General features: G+C 43.8%; 16 protein-coding genes. All 16 read left to right on the top strand.

All coding sequences use genetic code 11. The features are described 5' to 3' along the window. Positions 1 to 11 precede the first annotated feature (11 nt). The 16 genes from FKG96_RS25905 to FKG96_RS25835 all read left to right on the top strand — a co-directional run bounded on the left by FKG96_RS25905 (position 12) and on the right by FKG96_RS25835 (position 25,167). The gene (locus tag FKG96_RS25905) at positions 12 to 2,180 is read left to right on the top strand and encodes a hypothetical protein (protein ID WP_130858171.1); all 2,169 of its coding nucleotides are present in this window, start codon (positions 12 to 14) and stop codon (positions 2,178 to 2,180) included. Positions 2,181 to 2,714: 534 nt separating this feature from the next. Beyond that, on the top strand, positions 2,715 to 3,500 hold the full coding sequence (locus FKG96_RS25900; protein ID WP_013663780.1) for a rhamnogalacturonan acetylesterase: 786 nt from the start codon (positions 2,715 to 2,717) through the stop codon (positions 3,498 to 3,500). 66 nt (positions 3,501 to 3,566) lie between these two features. Next, entirely contained in the window at positions 3,567 to 4,724 is a 1,158-nt protein-coding gene (locus tag FKG96_RS25895) for a glycoside hydrolase family 88 protein (RefSeq protein WP_130858170.1), read from the top strand. 55 nt (positions 4,725 to 4,779) lie between these two features. Then, the gene (gene rhaM, locus FKG96_RS25890) at positions 4,780 to 5,088 is read left to right on the top strand and encodes an L-rhamnose mutarotase (RefSeq protein ID WP_130858169.1); all 309 of its coding nucleotides are present in this window, start codon (positions 4,780 to 4,782) and stop codon (positions 5,086 to 5,088) included. 84 nt (positions 5,089 to 5,172) lie between these two features. Continuing rightward, positions 5,173 to 7,926: a glycosyl hydrolase gene (locus FKG96_RS25885; RefSeq protein ID WP_130858168.1), complete on the top strand. Its 2,754-nt coding sequence runs from the start codon at positions 5,173 to 5,175 to the stop codon at positions 7,924 to 7,926. Positions 7,927 to 8,187: 261 nt separating this feature from the next. Continuing rightward, entirely contained in the window at positions 8,188 to 9,498 is a 1,311-nt protein-coding gene (locus FKG96_RS25880) for a Gfo/Idh/MocA family protein (RefSeq protein ID WP_242627390.1), read from the top strand. A 28-nt stretch (positions 9,499 to 9,526) separates the two neighbouring features. Next, the gene (locus tag FKG96_RS25875) at positions 9,527 to 10,270 is read left to right on the top strand and encodes a DUF1080 domain-containing protein (protein WP_207303809.1); all 744 of its coding nucleotides are present in this window, start codon (positions 9,527 to 9,529) and stop codon (positions 10,268 to 10,270) included. A gap of 31 nt (positions 10,271 to 10,301) precedes the next feature. After that, the gene (locus FKG96_RS25870; protein ID WP_242627389.1) at positions 10,302 to 12,941 is read left to right on the top strand and encodes an alpha-L-rhamnosidase; all 2,640 of its coding nucleotides are present in this window, start codon (positions 10,302 to 10,304) and stop codon (positions 12,939 to 12,941) included. Beyond that, complete coding sequence (locus FKG96_RS25865; protein ID WP_130858166.1) at positions 12,925 to 13,197, top strand: hypothetical protein; 273 nt, start codon at positions 12,925 to 12,927, stop codon at positions 13,195 to 13,197. The genes FKG96_RS25870 and FKG96_RS25865 overlap by 17 nt, the downstream gene beginning before the upstream one ends. Before the next feature lie 668 nt (positions 13,198 to 13,865). After that, positions 13,866 to 14,432, top strand: coding sequence for an RNA polymerase sigma-70 factor (locus FKG96_RS25860; RefSeq protein ID WP_013663773.1), 567 nt, complete (start codon positions 13,866 to 13,868; stop codon positions 14,430 to 14,432). A 109-nt stretch (positions 14,433 to 14,541) separates the two neighbouring features. Beyond that, positions 14,542 to 15,717 (top strand): FecR family protein, encoded by a 1,176-nt coding sequence (locus FKG96_RS25855; RefSeq protein WP_130858165.1) that lies wholly within the window; start codon positions 14,542 to 14,544, stop codon positions 15,715 to 15,717. A gap of 189 nt (positions 15,718 to 15,906) precedes the next feature. Continuing rightward, the gene (locus FKG96_RS25850) at positions 15,907 to 19,377 is read left to right on the top strand and encodes a TonB-dependent receptor (RefSeq protein WP_130858164.1); all 3,471 of its coding nucleotides are present in this window, start codon (positions 15,907 to 15,909) and stop codon (positions 19,375 to 19,377) included. Between the two features lie 34 nt (positions 19,378 to 19,411). Then, positions 19,412 to 20,890, top strand: coding sequence for a RagB/SusD family nutrient uptake outer membrane protein (locus tag FKG96_RS25845; RefSeq protein ID WP_130858163.1), 1,479 nt, complete (start codon positions 19,412 to 19,414; stop codon positions 20,888 to 20,890). 143 nt (positions 20,891 to 21,033) lie between these two features. Further along, entirely contained in the window at positions 21,034 to 21,189 is a 156-nt protein-coding gene (locus tag FKG96_RS26890; RefSeq protein WP_165447069.1) for a hypothetical protein, read from the top strand. A gap of 202 nt (positions 21,190 to 21,391) precedes the next feature. Beyond that, complete coding sequence (locus tag FKG96_RS25840; RefSeq protein WP_130858162.1) at positions 21,392 to 24,088, top strand: c-type cytochrome; 2,697 nt, start codon at positions 21,392 to 21,394, stop codon at positions 24,086 to 24,088. Then, positions 24,085 to 25,167 (top strand): aldose 1-epimerase family protein, encoded by a 1,083-nt coding sequence (locus FKG96_RS25835; protein ID WP_242627388.1) that lies wholly within the window; start codon positions 24,085 to 24,087, stop codon positions 25,165 to 25,167. Before FKG96_RS25840 ends, FKG96_RS25835 begins: the two co-directional genes overlap by 4 nt. The last annotated feature ends 14 nt before the right edge of the window (positions 25,168 to 25,181 follow it).

Raw genomic sequence — 25,181 nt, 5'->3', positions numbered from 1 at the left:
CAATAACAAATATGATATACAAGAAAAGACATTATTTATCGATATTAACTTGCTGTTTGATTGGAATACTCTCCTGTAATCAAAAGCAAACGAAGAAGAACGATTCTATTGATCGAAAAGCCGTAGTAACCCGGCATAATGTTGTTAATGAGTCTATTGATTCATTGAGCTCTTTAACCGTGGGTAATGGAGAATTTGCATTTACAGTTGATGTGACAGGCTTGCAGACTTTTCCTTTATTGTACGAAAAGGGAGTGGCCTTGGGAACGCAATCGGAATGGGCGTGGGATAGCTTTAAAAACGAAAAAAACTTCCGCTTTGAAGAAACATTGAAGAGCTACGACTTTAACAACGAAGGAAGAGATGCCAAATATAGTGTACAATGGAAGGAACCTCAACGAAATAAAGAAGCCACTGATTGGTTTCGTGAGAATGCGCATCGACTTCAATTGGGAAATATTGGTTTTGAATTGTACAAAAAAAATGGTCAACGCGCAGAAGCAAAAGATTTAACGCATATTCACCAGGAACTGAATTTATGGACAGGTGAAATTCATAGTTCATTCCAAGTGGAAGGCGAGCCGGTTGAGGTGTATACCGCCGGCCATCAAGAGCAGGATCAGCTGGCAGTTAAAGTGCAATCGCCTTTAATTAAGGAAGGGCGCTTGGCAATCTATATACGCTATCCTTACCCAACAGCGGAGTTTTTGGATGAGGGAACCTTTTGGGAGCACCCCGAGCTGCACCAAACTAAAATCGAAGTAAGCGATACACATTTTGCCAATATTAGTCATCAGCTCCAGGGAACGCGTTATGAAACTAGCCTTACTTTTACCGAAGGTAAGCTCAACAAAGGTAAAGAAGATCATTATTTTGTTTTTCAACCGGGAAGAAACACGGATCTGTTGGAGTTCAGTGCTGCCTTTTCGCAAAAAAAGATGGAGGGAAAGCTGTCTTTATACGATGAGACTTTGGCTAGCAGCACAAAAGCTTGGGCCGACTTCTGGAACCGGGGGGCAGCTATTGATTTTGCCGGGAGTAAAGATCCACGGGCGAAAGAACTTGAGCGACGCGTGGTGTTGTCGCAGTACTTAACGAAGGTACAGTGTGCGGGACATTATCCACCGCAAGAGACGGGTCTGACATTCAACAGTTGGTTCGGTAAACCACATACGGAGATGCACTGGTGGCATGCTGTGCATTTTGCACTTTGGGGTCGTGTAGACCTGATGGAAAAAAGCCTCGGCTATTATGCTAATACGGTGGAGAAGGCAAGAGCAATTGCCAAACGTCAGGGATATGAGGGTGCCAGATGGCAAAAAATGTCAGACAACGAAGGCAATGAAAGTCCTTCTTCCGTGGCCGCGTTTCTTATTTGGCAACAGCCGCATTTTATTTATTTGGCGGAACTGGCCTATCGGGATAAGGAAGACCCCAAAGTCATTGATAAATATAAAGACCTGGTTTTTGAAACGGCCGACTTTATGGCGTCATTTCCGACTTACGATAAAGTAAAAGCCCGTTATAATTTAGGTAAAGGCGTAATTCCGGCACAAGAGGTTTTTAAAGCGGCTGAAACTTTCAATCCAACCTATGAGGTTGCCTATTGGGATTGGGCCTTGCGCATTGCACAACAATGGCGCAAACGGGCAGGCATGGAACCCAATGAAAAATGGAATGAGGTGATTCAGAAGTTGGCAGCACTGCCGGTTCAAGGAGGTGTTTACTTAGCAACTGAGAGCGCAACGGATTCTTATACCAACCCAAAATGGCGGACGGATCATCCTGCCGTGCTGGGCGCTTTAGGCATGGTTCCTGAATCACCCAAACTAGATAAGAACGTGATGAAAAGTACCTTGGATACGGTTTGGAAGACCTGGTCGTGGGCCGATACTTGGGGCTGGGATTTCCCGATGACTGCCATGAATGCAGCACGCCTGGGCCTGCCCGAAAAAGCACTTGATGCACTCTTTATGGATATACAAACAAATACATATCTTAGGAATGGTCATAACTACCAAGATGGGAGATTACGTATTTATCTGCCTGGAAATGGAGGCGTATTAGCAGCGATAGCCATGATGGCCGGTGGATGGGATGGAAGCGAGGGCGAGCTTCCGGGATTTCCAAAAGACGGTTCGTGGCAGGCGAAAGCGGAAGGATTTAAAAAAATGCCTTAGCTCGCTCTTCGGTTTTGGTTACTTTTTTCCATCATTAGTTCGTTTTTAACGGCATTATTTATAAGTATTTATTTTCAATGGTATTACTCACCATTTAAATTATCTAATAGGCGTTCGTGAGAACGCTGCGCTAAGTTCATGAGCTCGTTTCACTCGGTTCAAGCTATGTCGTGGTCTTCGGAAGAAAGTAACATAACAGGACGCTACAGGTTGCCGGCCTGCTTGATTTGATGTATTATAGTAGCATAAAAAGTGATATAGCCATACGATTCATATATTAAACAATAGATTAATATTTAATAAATTTGGTTAAAAGTAAAGGCCCTCCATTCTACTAAAGTATCGCCTAGGAAATTTGCGGTTAGCACGTGGAGGCACTACCGATGAAGCAAAGTTCCAAGCGATGAGTCTTTGGTTACTTTCTGCGGAAGAAAGTAACAATAGCATAATCAATAAATTTTTTCTGCCATTGGGCAGGCGAGAGCAAACCTTTGCACCATATTTAAAAGATATTATATTAAGCCAAATAAATCGATGCATTCATCAAAAATTAAACCATTCGTCAGTATACTGTTGCTCCTACTGTTGGCAATGAAGCCGGTTGACAGAAAGCCAACCTTATATATTATTGGCGATTCTACCGTCAAAAATGGTAAAGGTGATGGCAGCAATGGTCAGTGGGGCTGGGGGAGCCTACTGTCTTCTTATTTTGACACCACGCGTCTTTCCATCGAAAATCATGCTTTGGGAGGAACGAGTACACGTACTTATATAACCAAAGGCTTATGGGATAACGTGTTAAACCGAATCCAAACCGGCGACTATCTTATGATGCAGTTTGGGCATAATGACGGTAGCCCCTTGGACGATACGGCCAGAGCACGTGGAACATTGAAAGGCATAGGTGAGGAACAAAAGGAGATATATAATCCCATTACAAAGCAGCAAGAAGTTGTTTATACATACGGTTGGTATTTGTCTAAATTTATTCGCGAAGCGAAAGCAAAGGGGGCTCGGGTGATCGTATGTTCGCCTATTCCTCGTGATAGATGGGAAGAAAATAAGATAGCGCGTGACACGGATGGATATCCGAAATGGGCAAAAGAAGTAGCCGCTCGCGAAGGGGCGACATTTATTCCACTGCACGATTTGGTTGCTGATTATTATGATCAAATAGGACGGGAACAGGTGAGAGCCTATTTCCCCGACGACCATACGCACACTGATTTGGAAGGTGCAAAGAAGAATGCAGCGCTGCTTGTAGAAGCGATAAAGAAAGTACCTAAAATGGGCTTGAAAAAATTTATTAAACGAAAATAGGCTGATTTGGGATAGCTGATCGCTGAAAGCTGTCAGCTAATACCTAATTGCTAATAACTAATAACGATGAATAAAATACGCAATAGAAACTTACGGAAAACGCTAACAACACTATGCTTCTTGTTAGTGGTTGGCTTACCTGGTTATGGGCAAAAATTGCCAAAGAAAGACGAAATATTACAGCAGCTTCGGCTGGCTAATAACTATTTTATGGAGAAATGGCCCGACGCGGGAAAAACAATCATTACGAATAAAGAGCGCCCGGCGAATATCTGGACCAGGGCGGTGTATTACGAAGGCTTGATGGCATTGTATACAATTGATGCTGATAAGCGTTACCACAACTACGCTACGCAATGGGGAGAAAAACACCAATGGGCACCTGCACGTGATTTGTTTACGCGCAATGCGGATAACCAATGCTGCGGTCAAACGTATATCGACTTGTATCGCTTAGATAAGCAAGCTATTCAGATCAAAGCGATTAAAGATAACATCGATGCGATGGTCAATAGCGATCAGGTAGATGATTGGGATTGGATTGATGCCATACAAATGGCTATGCCTATATTCGTAAAGTTGGGTGTAACCTATAATGATCCGAAATATTTTGATAAAATGTACGCACTGTACGCGCATACCAAATATAAGGAGGGAGGAAATGGTTTATACAATCCCGAAGATAAACTGTGGTGGCGCGACAAGGATTTTGTTCCGCCTTACAAAGAACCAAATGGTGAGGATTGCTACTGGGCACGTGGTAATGGCTGGGTAGTAGCGGCTTTGGTGCGGGTCTTAGACGAATTGCCAAAAAGCGACGCGCATTATCAGGAATATTTAACGGATTTGACCAATATGCTAGCGGCATTGGCTCCTTTGCAACGGAAAGACGGTTTTTGGAATGTAAGTTTACACGATCCTACGCACTTTGGAGGGAAGGAAGCGACGGGAACAGCGCTATTTACCTACGGGATGGCTTGGGCGATCAACAAAGGCTTGGTGGATAAAAAGGTATACTTGCCGATCGTAACCAAGGCTTGGAAAGCGTTGTCAAAGGAATCCTTACATAAGAACGGTTTCTTGGGTTATGTACAAGGCACTGGAAAAGAGCCGAAGGACGGCCAACCGGTTACCTATACCAGCAAACCTGACTTCGAGGATTACGGCTTGGGTTGTTTTCTGCTGGCCGGAACGGAAGTGTATAAATTAGCTAATAGCCTTTAGACATAAGGCATTAGCGATGTGTTAACTGCTAATAGCTATAAGCTAATACCTCAAAATGAAAATCGCTTTTAAAATGAAATTAATGCCGGGATTCCAAGAGGAATACAAAAAAAGGCATGATGAAATATGGCCGGAAATAAGCGCACTGCTAAAAGAAACAGGCGTAGCCGACTATTCTATTTTTTTGGACGAAGAAACGAATACCTTGTTTGCGGTACAAAGGCAAAATGGCAGTTCTTCGCAGGATCTGGGAGATCATCCATTGGTGAAAAAATGGTGGGCCTATATGGCGGATATTATGGAAACAAATGCAGATAATTCGCCCGTGAGTAAACCTTTGAAAATGATGTTTCATTTGGAGTAGACAGTAGTTAATAGGGAGTAGTTAATAGGGAGCATGGAGTATGACCGGTTCCCAACTAACAGGTTCCCTTGTTCACTAATAAAGATGTTAAAAAAACTTCAATACCTATTCATTATAAGTCTCGCGCTAACAGCAGGATGCCAGCGCGAACCCGATACCCTTTGGCCGGAAGTTACTAAAGAGATGAAACCTTGGACGCGCTGGTGGTGGATGGGAAATGCGGTAGATAGTGCAAACCTACGTAGCCTCCTTCAGGAATATCAACAACGCGGTTTTGGCGGGGTAGAAATTGCACCCATATATGGAGCAAAAGGTTATGAAGATCAATACATAGAACACCTTTCGGACGAGTGGATGAAGCGCTTACGGTTTACCTTGCAAACGGCCGATAGCCTGGGGATGGGAGTCGATTTAACTAATGGTACCGGTTGGCCTTTTGGCGGACCGCAAGTTGATACAGCCGATGCGGCTACCAAGCTAATAGTAGGCACGTATAAATTACAAGGGGAACAACCGTTGCAAGAAAAGATTAGGTCTTCAGATCCGAAACAACCCAACGCTCCCTTAATCTCTTTAACCGCATATGGTCCCGATAATAAAACGCTTTTATTGACGGATAAAGTGGATAGCTCCGGTACACTCCATTGGATGGCCGATAAGGGTACGTGGGAATTATATGCTTTGTTTCTGGGAAAAACCAAGCAGCAGGTAAAACGTGCAGCGCCAGGTGGTGAAGGTTTAACGCTCGATCACTTTTCGAAAGGGGCACTGGATCGCTATCTTCAACCGTACACACAGGCATTAGGTAAAGAGCGTATTGGAATAAGGGCTTTCTATAACGATAGCTATGAGGTGTATGGAGCAGACTGGACGGAAGCACTGTTTAAAACCTTCCGAGCTAACCGAGGTTACGATCTACGGTATTATGTACGCGATTTGCTAAGTCGGGATTCAACTGAGCAGGTCGCGCGTATCAAATCTGATTACCGCGAAACGGTGGCAGAGATGCTTTTAGATAATTTTACCAAGCATTGGACTCATTGGGCGCATGAACAGCATGGTATTACAAAAAACCAAGCGCACGGTTCGCCGGGTAATCTCTTGGATTTATATGCGGCGGTGGATATACCGGAGGCAGAAACCTTTGGTTCGAGTTATTTTCCGATACCGGGGCTGCGTCGTGATAGCGCCGATATACGTAATGTGGATCCCGATCCAATGATGTTAAAATTCGCTTCTTCCGCTGCGCATGTAACCGGTAAGAATCTGGTATCGAGTGAAACCTTCACCTGGCTGACGGAACACTTTAAAACGTCCTGGGCGCAATGTAAACCGGAAGTGGACCAAGTGTTTTTGGCCGGGATTAATCATGTGTTTTACCACGGTACGACTTATTCTCCGCGAGAGGTGCCTTGGCCGGGATGGCTCTTTTATGCGTCCGTGAATTTTGTGCCGGCTAATAGCTTATGGAGCCATTTAGACGGGATGAACCGGTATATCACCCGAGTACAATCGATCTTGCAATCAGGAAAAGCGGATAATGAATTACTGATTTATTGGCCGATCTATGATATATGGCATCAGCCAAAGGGAGCTTTAAGGGCCTTGAAGGTTCACGATATCGATGAATGGTTACATCCTACTGAATTCTATAAGCAGGCTTTGCAATTACAGGAAGAAGGCTATTCTTTCGATTTTGTATCCGATCATTTGCTTGAAAAGCTGCAGGTTCAAGATGGAAATTGGGTGACAGGTAAGGAGTCCTTACCTTATCGTGCTTTATTGATACCGAAAACCGACAAAATGCCCGTAGAAACCTTAGAAAGACTTATTCACTTGGCGGAAAATGGCGCTACGCTTATTTTTCAATCCTTGCCGAAGGATGTTCCCGGTGCTCACGATCTGGAAAGGCGTAGAATGAAACTTGCTCAGGTCTTGGAAAATATAAAGAAGATGTCGAGGCAACCGAAGGTTGGTAAAGGTAAAATTTTAGTGAAAGAAATCTTGCGTGACGGTCTCCGGGAAGTAAGTTTGCCCGGGGAAGCCTTGGTGAAGACAGGACTGCGATTTGTTCGGCGGAAAGTTGGAACAGATCACTATTATTACCTGGTCAATTTAACCGGAAAACGGGTGGACGAATATGTAACATTTAATGGAGCAGGTGCTTCTTGGTATATTTTGGATCCCCTTTCGGAAAAAACCGGAAGAGCAGCAATCATGTCTAAAAATAACCGACTGAAAGTGAGGGTACAGTTGGAGCCCGGTGAGTCCTGGATTTTGGCAGGTTTACATAAAGAGCACCAAGAACTGGTAGATTGGCAATACCTGGAAAAGCCCACTGCGTCTATCGCTATAGAAGGAAAATGGCGATTAACCTTTAAGGATGGGGGGCCAACGATTCCAAAAGCACGAAATCTGGATCGCCTGATGCGGTGGACAGATCTACAAGATAGCGCAGCAAATAATTTTGCCGGAAAAGCCGTTTACATGTCTACTTTTGAATTACCCGCAGGCTTTGCAAAGGAATATGTTTTAAAGTTGGACAGCTTATTTGAAAGTGCCCGTATAAAAATTAATGGAAAAGATGCTGGATTGATTTGGAGCCTTCCTTATAAATTAAGACTTGGAAATCTTGTTCGTCCAGGGAAAAACACCATTGAAATCGAAGTAGCGAATTTAATGGCCAATCGAATCCGCTATATGGATCGACGGAAAATGAAATGGCGGGAGTATAATGGAAGTCAATTCGTCAACATCGACTATGAACCTTTCGACGCGTCAAACTGGAAAACAATCCCTGCCGGCTTAGCGGGTCCGGTGTATATCGAATGTTACTAAACTGTTTCATGTGAAACTTGAACATATCATTTTGTAAGATTAATCATCTTATTAAGCGTTAATTTATTATTTTCAGATATATTAAGGGTTTCTTTCGTGGAGACCCTTAGTCTTTTTACAGGACGGTACAGGTTGCTGCGCTTCTTGTTTTAACCTTTATTTGCTAAAACGTATACGCTTCCATGGAATCGTTGTGTTCAACAATACTGATTTTTTTACGCGGTTATTTTTTATACTTTAGTGAACTAAACAAACCGTATTATGATGAAGTATAACCAGTTTAAACCGCAAAAAACGGATAGAAGAACATTTTTGAGAAAATCAAGCTTGCTGGTGGCAGCGGGTACTTTGGCTTACCGTCAACCTTCATTCGCTGCTTGGCAGGTGAAGGAATCTGTGTTGAAGGTAGGATTGATCGGTTGTGGCGGTAGGGGGACAGGCGCTGCAGCTCAAGCTTTACAGGCCGATCCGAATGTGTATATTACTGCCATGGGCGATATCTTCGAAGATCGTTTGGAACAGGCGCTCAACGCGTTGTCGCAAATAGATGAGAAACGAGTGAAGGTGGACAAGAAGCACCGTTTCATCGGGTTCGACGCTTATCAAAGGGTATTGGAGGCCGATGTGGACGTCGTGTTGTTGGCTACACCTCCCGGATTTAGGCCTGATCATTTAGCCGCAGCAGTAAAAGCAGGAAAGCATATTTTCTGCGAAAAGCCCGTGGCTGTTGATGCGCCTGGTGTGCGTAAAGTGCTTGATGCCGTGAGGCAGGCAAAAGAGCAGCGTTTATGCCTCGTCTCTGGCTTTTGCTTTCGTTACGATTGGGCGAATAGAGCGGTATTCGGTAAAGTGCTTGATGGCGAGATCGGTTCGATAAACACGGTGTCAACTTTTAGGAATGGAGGCGAGTTATGGTCGATTCCCCGACAACCGGATTGGTCCGAAATGACTTATCAATTGCGAAACTGGTATTATTATAACTGGCTTTCCGGTGATTTTATTGTAGAACAGGCCGTTCATAGTTTGGATATGATGTCGTGGGCAATGGGTGACAAGATGCCTGTAAAAGCAACCGGTACGGGTGGTCGACAGGTACGGACCGACGAGATCTACGGAAATATTTATGACCATTTTGCCATTGAATTTGAGTATGAAAATGGTGCACGTGGTTTTCACTTTACCAGACAACAGGCCGGTACGTCCAACAGAAATAGCGTTGAGGTCTTGGGAAGCGACGGCCGGGCTGTCGTTAATATAGGCGGTCCGGTTGAAATTATAGGGAAAAACAATTGGAAGTACCGCGATAAAAAGAATAACATGTACCAAACCCAGCACGATGAATTGTTCGCGGCCATACGCAAAGGCATAGTCATCAACGATGGAGAGTGGATGGCTAATAGTACCATGCTGGCTATTTGGGGCCGGATGGTGGCTTATAGCGGACAAACGATCACCTGGGAGCAAGCCATTCAATCGGAGCACCGTTTAGGGCCCGCCATCGAGGAATACGCGTGGGATCTAAAATGGGAAGGACCGGGAATAGCCGTACCGGGAAAAACGAAGTTTGTCTAATCGGGGGCTCGCTGAAATGATTTTAACGATGAAGATATATAAATTTGTGCTTCCGCTGCTTTTGGTGCTCAGCTCGAATCATTTGCGAGTTTATGCGCAATCGGAAAGTATAAGCTTTGGCCACGCTGTTGCTTTGGAAAATATAATAAATAAGGAAGCAGGAGGGGAACATACCCTAAGATGGCTTAATGTCAACACGGGCCCCGGTACTTGGCGGGTGGATGGTGAGCTTTTGAAATGTACAGGAAAGCCGATCGGCGTCATGCGTTCTGAAAAAATATACGAAAATTTTATACTGCACGTCGAGTGGCGCCATATGGAGGCGGGAGGAAACTCGGGTGTCTTTATATGGAGTGATGCCAAGCCGGATGCAAAAACTCGTCTTCCAGCCGGGGTTGAAGTCCAAATGCTGGAGCTTGATTGGGTCAATCAACACCTGCAGGACGGACGAAAACCACCGATAGCCTATGTGCATGGTGAGCTTTTCGGTGCTGGTGGAACGACAACAATACCGGATAACCCGCGAGGTGAGCGAAGTAAATCCATAGAAAACCGATGTAAAGGAAAGGGAGAATGGAACACCTATGATGTGATATGTGTAGACGGAACGGTAAAACTTTCTGTTAACGGTCGTTTTGTAAATGGCGTGCGCAATGCATCGTCTAAAAAAGGCTATCTCTGTCTCGAATCGGAAGGTGCTGAAACTCACTTTCGCAATTTCAAAATTATAGAACTCCCGCCAAATGCGGACGTCCCAAAACCTAATCTTTAAAAATCAAAAACAACAAATTTATAATAAAATCATGCATTCCCGTAAATCCTTTACCGTTATAGGTGTTCGTTTTTTTGCCATTCTACTCGTTTTATTCGCTTATGGAAATTTAGCTGCACAAGAGGTTAGACTCGTTCACTTGCAGGTTGAACATCTTCCGTCGCCTCTTGGTATCGATCAGGAGCATCCCCGATTTACGTGGAGATTTGAAACTGCAAAGCAAGGTTTCAAACAATCGGCTTATGAAATATATGTAAATAGCGATTCCCTTGCAACGCAGCGAGGTGAGGGGAACCTATATCATAAGGGGAAGATTGTCAGCGATCAAACACTCGCACATTATGATGGGGCGGCACTGAAAGCCTTTACGAAATATTTTTGGAAAGTGAGAGCCTGGGATCGCCAAGGTAATGTATTAGAAAGTCCTGTTAGCTCATTCGAAACAGGCATCATGCAGACGGCTAATTGGAAAGGGAGCTGGATTTCCGATGGTCAGGACATACATGTAAAACCCGCACCTTACTTTCGAAAAACGTTTACTCCATCAAAGCCGATAAAATCTGCGCGTGCTTATGTTGCAGCTGCCGGGTTGTATGAATTGTATTTAAATGGCAAACGAATTGGGAACCATCGATTGGATCCGGCGTACACACGCTTCGATCGACGGAATTTGTACGTTAGCTACGATGTAACGGAGCAAATCCAGCAGGATAGGAATGCGATAGGCGTCTTGCTGGGAAATGGCTGGTATAACCATCAATCAACGGCTGTTTGGTTTTTTGATAAAGCGCCATGGAGGGCACGACCGACCTTTTGCTTGGACTTGCGAATTACTTATGAGGATGGTTCAGTTGAAACAATTGTCAGTGATAAAACTTGGAAAACCAGTACCGGTCCTTTGGTGTTCAACAGTATTTATACAGCAGAGCATTATGATGCACGCCTAAAGCAAGAGGGGTGGAGCAAGGCTGATTTCAATGATAGTACTTGGAAAGAAGTTTTTTACCGTGCTGCACCCTCACAGCAAGTGGTATCGCAGACGATGCATCCTATTCGAAATGTGAAGCAGTTGAAGGTTAAGGATTTTAAAAAATTGAATGATACGACGTATGTCTTTGATTTTGGTAAAAATATTTCAGGCGTTACGGAACTACATATTCAAGGGGAGAAAGGGACCGTCGTTCGCCTAAAGCATGGGGAGCGACTTTATGAAAACGGACATGTGGATATTTCCAATATTGATCAACATTACCGACCTACGGATCATAGAGACCCTTTTCAGACCGACATAGTCATCCTTAGTGGAAAGCATGATCATTTCATGCCTGCCTTTAATTATAAAGGGTTTCAATACGTGGAAGTAACGGCCAGCCGTCCGATAATCCTGAAAGAAGAAAGTTTAACGGCTTATTTTATGCATAGTGATGTGCCTCAGGTTGGTACTATTCATGCCTCTAATCCCGTTATCAATAAAATCTGGGAGGCTACCAATCGTTCGTACCTATCAAATTTATTTGGCTATCCAACCGACTGTCCACAACGAGAAAAAAATGGATGGACGGGTGATGCGCACATCGCAATTGAGACGGGCTTGTATAGCTTTGATGCCATTACAATTTATGAAAAATGGTTGGCCGATCACCGGGATGAACAGCAAGCTAACGGCGTTTTGCCTTCCATTATTCCAACAGGCGGCTGGGGCTATGAATGGGGCAATGGTCCGGATTGGACGAGCACGATTGCCTTAATTCCCTGGAATGTTTACTTGTTTTATGGTGATAATAAACTGTTGAAAGATTCCTATTTTGCCATTAAACGTTATGTCGATCATATCGATGCTCTATATCCTAGTGGACTCACCACTTGGGGTCTGGGCGACTGGGTGCCGGTAAAATCAAAATCCCCTGTGGAACTATCATCTTCAATCTACTACTATGTGGATGCAATGATTTTAGCCAAAGCGGCCAAGTTGTTCGGAAAAGAACAAGATGCGATACATTATGAGCAATTGGCGGGAAAGATAAAGGACGCTATTAACGCAAAATATTTAAATAAGGAAACGGGAATTTACGGACAGGGCGTTCAAACTGAACTAAGTATGCCGCTCTTTTGGGGTATAGTGCCTGATGATTTACGTGCAAAGGTGGCAAAGAATCTTGCAGAGCGTGTTACAGCAGATAACTATCATTTGGATGTCGGGCTTTTAGGAACCAAAGCCATCCTAAATGCTTTAAGCGAAAATGGTTATGCTGATATAGCTTACAAAATTGCGGCTCAGGAAGATTATCCCTCGTGGGGATGGTGGATTAAAAATGGTGCGACTACGCTTTATGAAAACTGGAATATCCAATCGGCGCACGATATCTCGCTTAACCATATTATGTTCGGTGAAATTGGGGCATGGTTATATAAAGGATTAGGTGGCATTAAACCAGACCCTGAAAAGCCGGGCTTTAAACATGTTCTTATCGAACCCCATTTTGTCGAGGGACTGGAAAGTTTTGAAGCTTCGCATATAGGACCTCATGGTAAAATCACAACGCGCTGGGAAAGGAAAGGAAAACATATAAAGCTTTGGCTGACGATTCCCCCTAATAGCGATGGAACATTGACGCTACCGTCTGGAGAGAAAAGAACGTTGGCTGCCGGTAGTCATGAATTTGATATATAAGGAAAAGGAAGGTTTTTTTATTCAACTTTTCTTGATAAAAGTTGAGCAAAATCAAGGCGGTGTAGGCTACCTTGCACCTGATTGCAAAGCATTACCGGCGCGTATTGGAGCCGTTTCACTTCCTCAATCCGCTTGGGTATTGCAATATGAACAGACGTGCAAATGCTTTGCTGCTCGTTGCCTCGGTATCCTCCAAGGCCATTCTTCCCACGCACAGGGCTTACCAGCTGCCCGCAAAAGCCCTCCGTTCTACTGAAATATCGCCTAGGAAATTTGCGGTTTGCACGTTGATGCACTACCGCTTGTGGCAAAGTTCCAAGCGAGGAGTTTTTGGTTACTTTTTGCGGAAAAAAGTGACTAAAGAAAACCTTCCTTTATATACAACACTCGAGCTTTTCTTCTCTATGCAATAGCAAAAATTTCCGTATCTTTGTAAAGAATCTCCAACACCGAATCAACCAATCAAAAACCGTCTTTTCCCTTTAAAATTACAATCTAGAAATCCACCTCAGGTCCACCTCAAGTCCACGTTATATCCACGTTACATCCACCTGTCCTCCGTTATCCCTTTTATTTCCATCCCTGTTCCATTGCTTTTCTTTAGTACGTATCTAGTACGGCTATCACTGGAATGACTTAAGTAGGGAACTAGTTAGGTAGTGATGAGTTATAAGTGATGAACGATGAATAAACCGATAGATCATAAACTCACCGACTTGTCAGTAGGCAGATGCTGTCTAAAGCTTACCGCTTATAGCCTAAAGCCTATAGCTTATAGCCGCTAAGGCCTTGAGCTAGGGAAATAAGCTGATATCCGAAAGCTGATCACTTAAATAAATGTTTTGCAGACGCTTAAATCAGGACGGTACAGGATAGCGGTCTTACTGTTTTTATTAGTTTTGCTATCTACCGAGTTAACCAATAATGAAGCCGATTTATAAGAACCTTTCAGATATAGATTTGGTAACGCGTTTAACGAACAATGACCAAGAAGCTTTTACTGAAGTGTATAATCGTTATTGGAAAAAACTTTTAACGGTCGCCAGTAACAAAGTAGAAAGATTTGAAGACGCGGAAGAAATCGTACAGGATATTTTTGTGAATCTTTGGAATCGGCGACAGGAATTGGAAATTCATACTTCACTGAGCAATTATTTAGCAGTATCGGTTAAATATCGCGTCATCAAAATGTTGGATAAATACTTTAACAAACAGCATTACATCAATAGCTTGGTATCCAGTAGTTTTGTTGATAACTCAACGCAAGAGTGGCTGCAATTTAATGAATTGTTTAGCCAATTAAACCTTTATGTGCGCGATTTACCCGAGAAATGTAGGCTTGTCTTCAAATTAAGTCGAGATCATGGTTATTCTCAAAAACAAATTGCGGAAGAATTAAAGATTAGTGAGAAGACTGTGGAAGCTCATATGGGCAAAGCAATACGCGTTCTGCGGGCAAAACTAAGCCATTTTATATTTACCCTTCTATAACCAATACTGCTCATTTCAGCAGTACGAAAATATTTTTAATTTTTTTTTAAATCGAAGTAAGGGATTTGCTTTCCACAAAGGACATCCTTATAAAGACCAATTATTTACAATGAAATATAGCGCACGATATCAGGAACTAGCTGCGAAGTGGTTAAGTAACACGATCAGTGAGGAAGAAAAAAAAGAGTTCGCCGCCTGGTATAATGAGGGGCAGGATGAGGAGCTTATTATTCAATCAAAATTTGCCGGTAATGAAGAAGCCTATCGGAAACAGTTGTTCGACAAAATTAAGCACTTAACTTCCCTAAGTGATAACAAGGTTGGTCCGAGAAGCTTAAATAAGCGGTGGATGTATGTCGCTGCGTCTATCATTAGCCTTACGGTAATTGGAGCTTTAATTTACCTTGATAGGCCTGATACACAAAGGAAGGAATTGGTTAAAAAGGAAGGTTCGATCCCCAAAAAAGAAAGAGCTTGGAGCGATGATAAAACGATGCTGCGTTTATCCAATGGAGATGTTGTTAACCTAGACGATGTGCCTGTCGGCACGTCGCTAAATGTGGAAGGGGTAACTATACATAAGTCAGAGGAAAATGTTATCCGCTGTGTTAGTGATCGCAAAGTTTCTGCACGAGATGGGCAAGCATATAGTACCATTATTAAAACACCGGTGGGTAAAGACTATAAATTGGTATTGGCAGACGGTAGTGTGGTGTGGTTAAACGCGGCATCTGAAATTCGTTTTTCACTCCATTCATGGGGTCAGCGGCGTGTTAAACTAGACGGTGAAGCTTATTTTGCAGTGGATCCTGCCGAAGGAAAGGCCGTTCCTTTTATTGTCGAAACGAGGCAGCAAGAAGTATACGTATTGGGTACTGAATTTAATGTTGATGCTTACCGCGACGAAAAATGGGCGCGCACCACGCTTGTTAAAGGTTCTGTTAAGGTGAAGCAAATGCATACAGATGCAGTAGCTATATTAAAACCTAATCAACAAGCCAAGGTTAGCCATCATATGTCGAAAATAAAAATAAGAAGTGTCGATGCCTCCGAGATCGTTTCATGGAAAAACGGCTACTTCAGTTTTCATGATTCGGACATTCAAAGCGTATTAAAGCAGTTCGCTCGTTGGTACGGTGTCGAGGTAATCTACCGGCGAACCGAGTTTGCGGAAACCTATGTGGGTAAAATTCCACGATCATTAAGTCTGACCGAGGCGATCAGCGTATTGGAAACCGTTGGTGTGAAATGTAAAATGGAGGGTAAAAAATTAGTTATTATATAATTATTCAATTCAAAAAAAGGAGGGGTCATGTATGAGCTTTAGTGTATAAAATCACAAAGCGGATTTACATAAATAAACCGATAGTGTTGCGAGCACTATCGGTCTCAATGAGGGTAAATCTGAGTCAATTAGGCATAGCGTGATGAGCTATATTCTTTAACCAAGATAAACCACAAACCTTGCAAAATTATGCAAATTAATCAATTTGACAAAAGACTGTATCTGTGCAGTCTGTGCATCAGCGCGAAGGATACTTTATTAAAAGATAGGCGCTGGTTAGAATACCTAAAAAATCTTTTTTTCATGAATATGTGGCTAGCGGTATTAACCACCGCCTGTTTGCAAACGACAGTTGCTGAAACGATTTTGGCACAAAAGGTTAGTCTAAATCAAAAAAACGCTACGGTAGCGCAATTGCTGGTCAATATTGAACAGCAAACAGGCTATACGTTCTTTTACAGAAAAAATGATATCGAGTTAATGAAGCCGCTTAATGTCTCATTGCAGAATGTCAGTGTTGAAACGGCCTTGAACTATATTTTCAAAGACCAACCCTGTAGCTTTCAAATCAAAGATAAATTAATCGTCCTTCAGAAGCGACTTGTTAACAACGAACCGGAGCAGTTATTGCAACAGCAAGAGCATACTGTTTCGGGTACCGTCACAGACTCCTCGGGGATGCCGATTCCAAGTGTATCGGTGCTTATTAAAGGTTCCACAAAAGGTACATCAACCAACACGGATGGCGTTTATCAGATCAAAGTCAACCCCGGACAAGCATTGGTATTCCGTGCTATTGGCTTTCAGGAGAAAGAGATGCAAGTAGGAGAAGAGGCTCGAATCGACGTCGTGCTGGACGCCTCATTTGAAGGACTGGAAGAAGTGGTTGTTGTTGGCTATGGTAGCCAGCAACGTCGAGATGTTACCGGGTCAGTGGCTCCTATATCGATGGAAAATGTGCGTGGGCAAGCCATATCAAGTCCGGACCAAGCACTTACGGGGCAGGTTTCCGGTGTTAATGTAAGCACCTCAAATGGTACACCTGGTGGAGGACCCCGAATACAAGTAAGGGGAATTGGTGCCATTGGTGCCGGTAGCGAGCCTTTATATGTTATTGACGGTTTTCCAATCCCTTCGTCTTCCGGACAGCAGTCTAACCCAATGAGTGCACTGAATCCACAAGACATTGCATCGATGACGGTCCTAAAAGATGCTTCGGCAACTGCCATTTATGGTTCTCGAGGCGCGAATGGTGTCATCATTATTACAACAAAACGGGGTTCGAGTGGAAAGCCGAATATCCAGTTATCGGCAAGTACAGGTCTTCAGGAAGTACCGCAAACCGGGCGCCCGGATTTAATGAATGGACAGGAGTTCGCTCAATGGCGCAAGGAGGCGATTATGGATAAAATTCGCTTTGAAGAAGGTCGTGAACCAACATTGGAAGATGTACCGGAAATCTATCGAAATCCTGAATTAATTGGAGAGGGAACAAACTGGTTTGATGAGGTCACGCGTGTGGCCCCCATGACTGACCTTAACTTAAGCGTTTCGGGCGGTACAGAGAAGATCAAAACCTATATTTCGGCAGGCTACTTTAATCAGGAAGGGGTGATGCTGAATACGGGGTTCGACCGGTTTTCACTTCGTACCAATGTCGATGCCAATTTATCGGATCGGTTTAAAGTTGGATTGAATGTGTCGCCTTCTTTGACCTATACACGGGGAGGCGTGAGAGGTCAGGGCCGCGACGAAGGTTTTGATATTGCAAGCCCCATTCCATCCGTATACAATCCGGACGGCAGTTATAATGCTTATATCCAATCCCCGGGAACCTTCGGCGTACCCAATCCGGTAATGGTGCTGAATGAGACCACCAATAAAGCGAGTCGAATTAAGCTGTTAATGAATACCTATGCTGAGTATAGCATATTAAAAAATTTGCGGTTCAAAACAACTTTTAATGTTGATTATGAGGACGGAAACAGCGAATATTTCCGCCCGTCGATCTTAGGAAACCAAAATGCCGCCCCTCCTTCGGTACCGAGCGGACGCTATATACAATCGAAATACTTAAACTGGTTGAATGAAAATACCTTGAATTACGACCTCAGTACCGACAATGGACATTCATTGACTGCGCTTGTTGGTTTTAGCGTTCAGTCTCAGAAAAATCAATCGGCCGATTTTACAGGAAATCAGTTCCCCGATGATGATATCGAAACCCTAAACGCTGCTGCTCGTATAACCGGTGGGACGGATAAAAGTGATTGGTCTTTGATATCATATCTCGCCAGGGCAAATTATGCGTATTTGGATAAGTATTTGGTAACCGCAACGGTACGGAGCGATGGTTCATCACGCTTTGGTTCGAATAATCGCTGGGGTATCTTCCCTTCTTTGGCCTTAGGATGGCGAATTTCGAATGAAAATTTCTTAAAAGATGTGCCTTGGTTGAATGAGCTTAAAGTACGTGCATCATACGGTTTTACAGGAAACTTTAATATTGGAAATTACTCCTATATGAGTAATATCGGAACGAATGATTATGTATTTAATGGCACTTTGGCGAGCGGACGTGTGATGAATACTTTAGGGAATCCAAATTTAGGCTGGGAAAAAATGCGGGAATTGAATACGGGTATCGATTTCGTAGGATTCGATAATCGCTTGACTTTCAGTGTAGATTATTACCATCGCAATACACAAGACCTATTGTTAAATGTTGAGATTCCTGAATCGTCAGGTTTCAGTACCGTTACGGAAAATAGAGGCGATGTGCTGAACCAAGGTCTTGAGCTGGGCATTAATTCCGTGAACATTGCAAAAGACCATTTCAGTTGGAGCACGAATATTAATGTGTCTTTCAATCGTAATAAGGTGCTTGCATTAGGCCGAAGCAGCGATCCGATTTATTCCGGTACCAGCAGCGAGGGCAACCCGACCAATATCACAAAAATTGGCAGTCCGGTAGGTATGCTATTTGGTTATGTGGTAGAAGGAATCTATCAAAATGAAGCAGATTTGGAGCGATATCCGTCTTTCCCGGGGGCCATACCGGGTAATATGCGCTTTAAGGATGTGAATGGCGATGGGCAGATCACGCCGGTAGAAGATTTTGACGTCATTGGAAATCCCTATCCCGACTTTACATGGGGTGTTACCAACACGTTAAAATACAAACAGTTTGATTTTCGGGTATTAGTAGTAGGATCTGTAGGTGCTGAAATGCTGCGAGCAACGAACTTTTACACCGGCAATATCGATGGTGTCTTTAATGTTAGAAAAGAAATTGCCGATCGATGGCGATCGCCGGAGCAGCCAGGTAGCGGACGGGTGCCTACCACTAATGGAACTGGTCGTGGTCGTGTTATGTTTCGTGATACGCATTCGTATTCAGTGGAAAAAACCGATTATGCTTGGATAAGAAACATTACGTTGGGCTACACTTTGCCCAATGGGATCGGGAAAAATAAATTTATTCAGCAGGTGCGCCTCTATGGTACGGTTCAAAACGCTTTCTTATTTACCGGATACAGCGGTAATCCGGAAGGGACGAATTACAATCGGGATGATACAGGGGCCTTGGTACCGGGTATAGATTATTCCAATTATCCCGTCCCACGCATATTTACCTTGGGTGCGAATTTATCCTTTTAAGCTTAAACACAGACATTAAAAGAAAATTATTCTCATGAAGATCAGAATCTATATAGTAGGATGTTTGCTATTGCTTAGTGCATCCTGTAAGAATCTACTGGACGTAGAACCTTACTCATTTTCAAGTGATCAGAATTATTATCAAACGGAGGGACAGATTTTAAGAGCTGTAAATGGAGCATATGCATCCTTACAGACTTTATATACAAGTGATTTCTGGGCGCTGACCGAAATGCGCGCAGATAATACCAACTATCAGTTCGACGAAACAGATCGGGGGGCACAGCAACGCGAGGAGATTGATGAATTCATGATTACTTCAACCAATAATTATGTCAACACGTGTTGGCGAATTTTATACGATAATATTCAACAAACCAACGTTATATTGGATCGGGTAGATGCCGTGCCTTTTGCGGATGAAACGTTAAAAAATAGATATATTGGAGAAACGAAGTTTCTAAGGGCCCTACAATATTTTTACTTAGTTCGTCTTTTTGGCAAGGTGCCTTTATTGATTCATGAAGTTGCCGAACCCGAAAAGGCCTTTTCAGAAGGACGCGCAGCGATTGAACAGGTTTATGAGCAGATTATAAGCGATGTGCAAGGAGCCGTGGCAAGTTTACCCGAGTCGTATAGCGGTGCAGAAATTGGTCGCGCAACAAAAGGCGCTGCGCTAACCCTATTGGGGGAGATCTACCTAACGAGGAAAGAATATGAGCTGGCCGCGTCCACTTTAACCCAAGTAACAACCTTAAACTATTCTTTGTTACCTAATTATGCGGATAATTTTAATCCTGCAACAAAGAATAATGCGGAAGATGTCTTCTCTATTCAATACGATGCTGCATTACAAACTGAGGCAGGCAATTTTATTTTCATATTTGGCCCCAACAACGGGAAGATGCAGCTCACCGGCTTTCCCGGGAAACTGGGAGGAACAAACATCCCCACGCCAAGTATATGGAACGCTTATGAAAACGGCGACATTCGTAGAGATGCCTCTATTCAATTATTTGACGATCCGTCCAATGCGTCATTTCAAGAAGCGGTAGCTTTTGGTGGCAAAATCCCCTTTATTAAAAAATACTATCATCCACCTTTCTTGGAAGACGGTCGCGCTAATGAAAATTGGCCTATATACCGCTACGCTTACGTGTTACTCATGCTGGCAGAAGCGATAAACGAACAGGGAGGAGATCCTTCCCCTTATCTAAATCAGGTACGTACAAGAGCCGGCTTACAACCACTGTCGGGTTTAAGCCAGACGGAACTTCGTGACGCGATTGCGCACGAACAAAGGGTAGAGGTTGCTTTTGAAAATCATCGATGGTTTCAATTACTTCGAACGGCTAAAGCGATCGAAGTGATAACGCAACACGGAATCGAAGAAAAGCAGCGACTATCTCGTTTAAGCAAGGCCTCCTATAACATACAGGAATATATGCTTTTATACCCAATTCCCGAGCGTGAAATTCGGTTAAATGGATTTGAACAGAATCCGGGATGGTAATCGTTTAATCAGGCACCGCAAAATGGATTTTTTTCTTTTTGCTAAAATGAGTGATGGACTAATGTTTTGTTGCTCGTTGCTACGATATTCTTCAAGGTCATTCAAGCATTTCTGAACGATTATGCCGGGATGGCGAATAGGGAATGATGGCCTTCCAGGATGAGCGTAAAGAAAATTCAGTTAGAAGGATCGGAAAAAACGTTCTGCGAAAAAGCGAAGGGATGGAATTGAGAGCGGGAGCGGCTCCGCAGAACGGTGTACGGGGAACGGAATTTTTAGCGAGAACTGGACAGCCTTGATTATTCATTTGTGTTTGTTTTAAAGGGTATTCATGAGCTCGAAGCAAGCTTCTCGGTTGTTTGGTTCTTTATGATCAAGCATAAAGAACAATCAATAAGAACAATCAATAAAAACGATTAATAAACATAAACATCCTTTAGATGCTAAATGCAGTAGCCCTGCCTTTAATGTATTATTCTAAAACAATTCAAGAAATCGTATATGCAATCATATAAGCGTAACGTGTTATGGCTGGCACTGATCATATCGTTGATCTTTGTTGGCTGTCGCGAAGAACCGGAAAAAATAATAGAAGTAGACCCTAAAGTAAAAAAAATCGTTTTGCCACCTGATTTTGTGGCAGAACATATTTATAGCCCTTCAGACAATGAATTGGGCTCTTGGGTGGCTATGACATTCGACCAGAAGGGACGAATGATCACATCCGATCAGTTTGGTTCTCTCTATCGTATCGAATTACCGCCTATCGGTTCGGATTCAACGGTGAAACCGGTAATCCAAAAACTTGACTTTCCTAAAGTGGAGGGATCCGGGAAGGATACTACTGATAAAACGATCGGAATGGGTTTCGCTCAGGGACTTTTATGGGCACATAACAGCCTGTATGTTATGGTGAATCATAAAGCAAATGACGAGTTTTCAAAGGGTAGCGGTTTATATCGCCTCCAGGACACAGACAATAACGACCAGTTTGACAAAATTACTCAATTGGTCGCATTGGAAGGGGCGGGTGAACATGGACCGCACAGCGTTGTCTTAGGCCCTGATAGTACATCCATCTATGTAGTGGCTGGCAATTTTACCGATCTCCCGCAAATGGATCACTACAAATTACCACCCACTTGGCAAAGGGATAATCTCTTCCGTATGATTTTAGACCCTCAAGGGCACGATGCGGATAGCTATGATAAGGGTGGATGGATTGCCAAAACAGATTCCGTGGGTTCGCAGTGGGAACTGATTAGTTCCGGTTTCCGAAATCCTTTTGATATTGCTTTTAATCGGGAGGGAGAGCTCTTTACTTATGATTCGGATATGGAATGGGACTTTGGAATGCCTTGGTATCGTCCGACGCGAATTTGCCATGTAACCAGTGGCGCTGAATTTGGTTGGCGAAAGGGCAATGATAAGTGGCCGGCGTACTATCCCGATAACTTACCGGCGCTGTTAAATATCGGACAAGGATCACCAACGAATCTGATGTTCGCTTATAATGCCCGATTCCCTGAAAAGTACCGAAATAGCCTGCTGGCTTTTGATTGGAGTTTTGGTATGATTTATAGCATACAGCTTGGGGCAAAAGGGGCAAGCTATCAAGCCAAAGCAGAGGAGTTCATTTCCGGCTCACCGCTCGCCTTGACCGACGGTGAAATCGGCCCGGATGGTGCCTTGTATTTTTTAACAGGTGGAAGAAAACTGGAATCAGATCTTTATCGGGTCTACTATAAGGACTTCAAAAAAATAAACCTCGATAAAACAAAAGAAAACCAGGCTCAGACAAGCTATCTGCACAAGCTTCGGAAAGAATTAGAGCAGTATCACCATGCCGCTGCTCCCGGTACGGCTGCTAAGCTTTGGCCCTATCTTAAATATAAAGACCGTTTTATACGTTATGCAGCCCGGATAGCCATTGAGCATCAACCGGTGGCAAGCTGGATAGACTTAGCCCTGCGTGAAAGAAATGTAACGACCTTAACAGAGGCGATGATCGCTTTGGCGCGAACGGGTGAGCCGGCATTACAAAGCAGCATGCTGAAAAAAATGGCAACGGTTGAGATTGCCAGTTTGCCATTGGTCATGCAGCAAAATTTGCTTAGAGCTTATGAACTGACGATCGCGCGCTTAGGTATTCCTAAAAGGCAGGACAAGGAGGTGATTATACAGCAGATCGGAAGTTTGTATCCTTCGGGGAATAATGCGTTAAATCAACAATTAAGCAAGATCTTGGTCGCCCTTGATGCCAAAGATGTAGTAGAGAAAACCGTTCCTTTGTTATATACGGCTAAAGATGACACGGCCGGTCGAGAAACCGTTACACAGTCTTCCGACCTGATTTTGCGGAACCCACAATATGGCTTGGATATTGCCAATATGTTGGCCAAAATGCCACCTGCACAGCAAATCTATTTTGCTACCGTATTGAGTGTGGCAGAAAGCGGGTGGACAACGCAACTGCGCGAGGTATACTTTAAATGGTTTTACGATGCCTTTGGATATAAAGGAGGCAATAGCTATATCGGCTTTTTGGACAGAGCGCGAAAACGGGCCTTACAAAAGGTTGGGAAAAGTGAATACGTCCATTATAATAAATTATCCGGCGATTCGCTTTTGAGTGCTACCGGCACTTCCTTGGCTTTTGAGGGGGAAGGACCAAAGGGTCCGGGTAAAAATTGGAAGATGGAGGATGCCCTGCCGATTGTCGAAAAAGACTCAGGCGATCGTGATTTTAAAAGAGGGGCAGCGCTATTTGCCGCGATTCGTTGTAAATCATGCCATACGGTACGGGGTGAGGGTGGTTCTATCGGGCCCGACTTAACGCAGCTGGGTACACGTTTTACCATGAAGGACATTTTGGAATCAGTTATCGAACCCAATAAGGTTATTTCAGATCAGTATGCCTCCACGGTCTTTACGCTGAAAGATGGCAGTTCTATTTTAGGCCGACTTAAAAATGAGGACGAAGAGAATTATTATGTTTCGCAAAACCCTTATGCACCACAGGTCTTAAAGCAAATCCCTAAGAAAAGTGTGATGGCTAGCAAGATAGCAGAAGTTTCCATGATGCCTCCGGGTACGATCAATGTATTAAATCCAGCGGAACTTAAAGACCTGATGGCCTACCTGAAGTCGGGGGGAAATGCCGAAAGTGAATTGTTCAAACCCAAGAAAGCTAAATGATGGATGACAAGCAAAGAGGTAACTGGTTAGAAAAAGTCACTAATCCCAGTCAACTGGGTGGGATAGAAACCTCGGTGTTGGATAATGGCCTTGGGGCGGGAACCCGTATTGCTTGGATTAATACCGGCGCAGGCTTGCGGTTTAAGGTCGTCATCGATCGGGCAATGGACATCGCGGAGGCCTTCTTTAATCAGCATAGCCTATCCTGGTTAAGTCGCTTAGGCGTCATGAAGGCACAACCATTTGCAGATCGCGGTACCGATTGGCTGCGAACTTTTGGAGGTGGTTTATTAGTAACCTGTGGGCTTACTCATACAGGTGGGCCCGAGCAGGATGATTTTGGTGCACGCGGTTTACACGATCAAATCAGTAATTCACCTGCTGAAATAATCGCTGTTATCCAACCGGATCTGCGTGATGCTGAACCTACGATGTCTATGACGGGAATCATCAGACAAGGGCACCCGCTAGGGCCTAATCTTGAGCTAAAAAGGACGATCCGGGCTGTGTTGGGAAAGCCCGCAATCTATATCGATGATCGTATTACCAATTACGGGAATACGGCCGTACCTCATATGCTACTCTATCACTTCAATTTCGGTTGGCCTTTAGTGGACGAAGGAAGCCGACTGTTATGGCATGGGAGCTGGGAAGCACGAGAGACGGGAGCAAAAAATAAACTCTTTAAGGAAGGTAAAGCTTTCAAAAAATGTAGCGCGCCTTTGTCGATCCATAACGGACAAGGGGAAGAGGCTGCCTTTATCGACGTCAAGAGTGATCCGAACGGGAAATGCCAATGTGGTGTGTATAACGAGCACCTCGGCTTGGCTGTTTCCTTATCCTTTCAAAAAAGCCAGCTTCCTTGGCTAACAAACTGGCAGCATTGGGGGCGGGGCGAATACGTTACCGGCTTGGAGCCGGGTACGCATCCGCCGATTGGTCAACATAAAGCGAGAGCGCAGCAGCAATTGATTTTATTGAAACCGGGCGAATCGCGTGGTTACACGCTAACGCTTGACGTGATCAGCCAACAGGCGGCTATTGAAAAGCTGCTTTCAACGTATACAGACGAATTGTAAACTTTTAAATAAAG

The sequence above is a fragment of the Olivibacter sp. LS-1 genome, from assembly GCF_008245145.1.
GTDB classification, from domain to species: Bacteria; Bacteroidota; Bacteroidia; order Sphingobacteriales; family Sphingobacteriaceae; genus Olivibacter; species Olivibacter oleidegradans.
The sequence above is the reverse complement of the archived record's forward strand: the minus strand, read 5'-3'. Positions and strand labels throughout refer to the sequence as shown.

What these genes read in the sequence shown, in the direction of transcription:
- FKG96_RS26890 (WP_165447069.1), top strand. Translation starts at nt 21,034, where the DNA reads ATGATGGCCTTCCAGGATGAGCGTAAAGAAAATTCAGTTAGAAGGATC.
- rhaM (WP_130858169.1), top strand. Translation starts at nt 4,780, where the DNA reads ATGAAAATCGCTTTTAAAATGAAATTAATGCCGGGATTCCAAGAGGAA.
- FKG96_RS25880 (WP_242627390.1), top strand. Translation starts at nt 8,188, where the DNA reads ATGATGAAGTATAACCAGTTTAAACCGCAAAAAACGGATAGAAGAACA.
- FKG96_RS25840 (WP_130858162.1), top strand. Translation starts at nt 21,392, where the DNA reads ATGCAATCATATAAGCGTAACGTGTTATGGCTGGCACTGATCATATCG.
- FKG96_RS25870 (WP_242627389.1), top strand. Translation starts at nt 10,302, where the DNA reads ATGCATTCCCGTAAATCCTTTACCGTTATAGGTGTTCGTTTTTTTGCC.
- FKG96_RS25905 (WP_130858171.1), top strand. Translation starts at nt 12, where the DNA reads ATGATATACAAGAAAAGACATTATTTATCGATATTAACTTGCTGTTTG.
- FKG96_RS25860 (WP_013663773.1), top strand. Translation starts at nt 13,866, where the DNA reads ATGAAGCCGATTTATAAGAACCTTTCAGATATAGATTTGGTAACGCGT.
- FKG96_RS25835 (WP_242627388.1), top strand. Translation starts at nt 24,085, where the DNA reads ATGATGGATGACAAGCAAAGAGGTAACTGGTTAGAAAAAGTCACTAAT.
- FKG96_RS25855 (WP_130858165.1), top strand. Translation starts at nt 14,542, where the DNA reads ATGAAATATAGCGCACGATATCAGGAACTAGCTGCGAAGTGGTTAAGT.
- FKG96_RS25895 (WP_130858170.1), top strand. Translation starts at nt 3,567, where the DNA reads ATGAATAAAATACGCAATAGAAACTTACGGAAAACGCTAACAACACTA.
- FKG96_RS25885 (WP_130858168.1), top strand. Translation starts at nt 5,173, where the DNA reads ATGTTAAAAAAACTTCAATACCTATTCATTATAAGTCTCGCGCTAACA.
- FKG96_RS25875 (WP_207303809.1), top strand. Translation starts at nt 9,527, where the DNA reads ATGAAGATATATAAATTTGTGCTTCCGCTGCTTTTGGTGCTCAGCTCG.
- FKG96_RS25900 (WP_013663780.1), top strand. Translation starts at nt 2,715, where the DNA reads ATGCATTCATCAAAAATTAAACCATTCGTCAGTATACTGTTGCTCCTA.
- FKG96_RS25845 (WP_130858163.1), top strand. Translation starts at nt 19,412, where the DNA reads ATGAAGATCAGAATCTATATAGTAGGATGTTTGCTATTGCTTAGTGCA.
- FKG96_RS25850 (WP_130858164.1), top strand. Translation starts at nt 15,907, where the DNA reads ATGCAAATTAATCAATTTGACAAAAGACTGTATCTGTGCAGTCTGTGC.
- FKG96_RS25865 (WP_130858166.1), top strand. Translation starts at nt 12,925, where the DNA reads ATGAATTTGATATATAAGGAAAAGGAAGGTTTTTTTATTCAACTTTTC.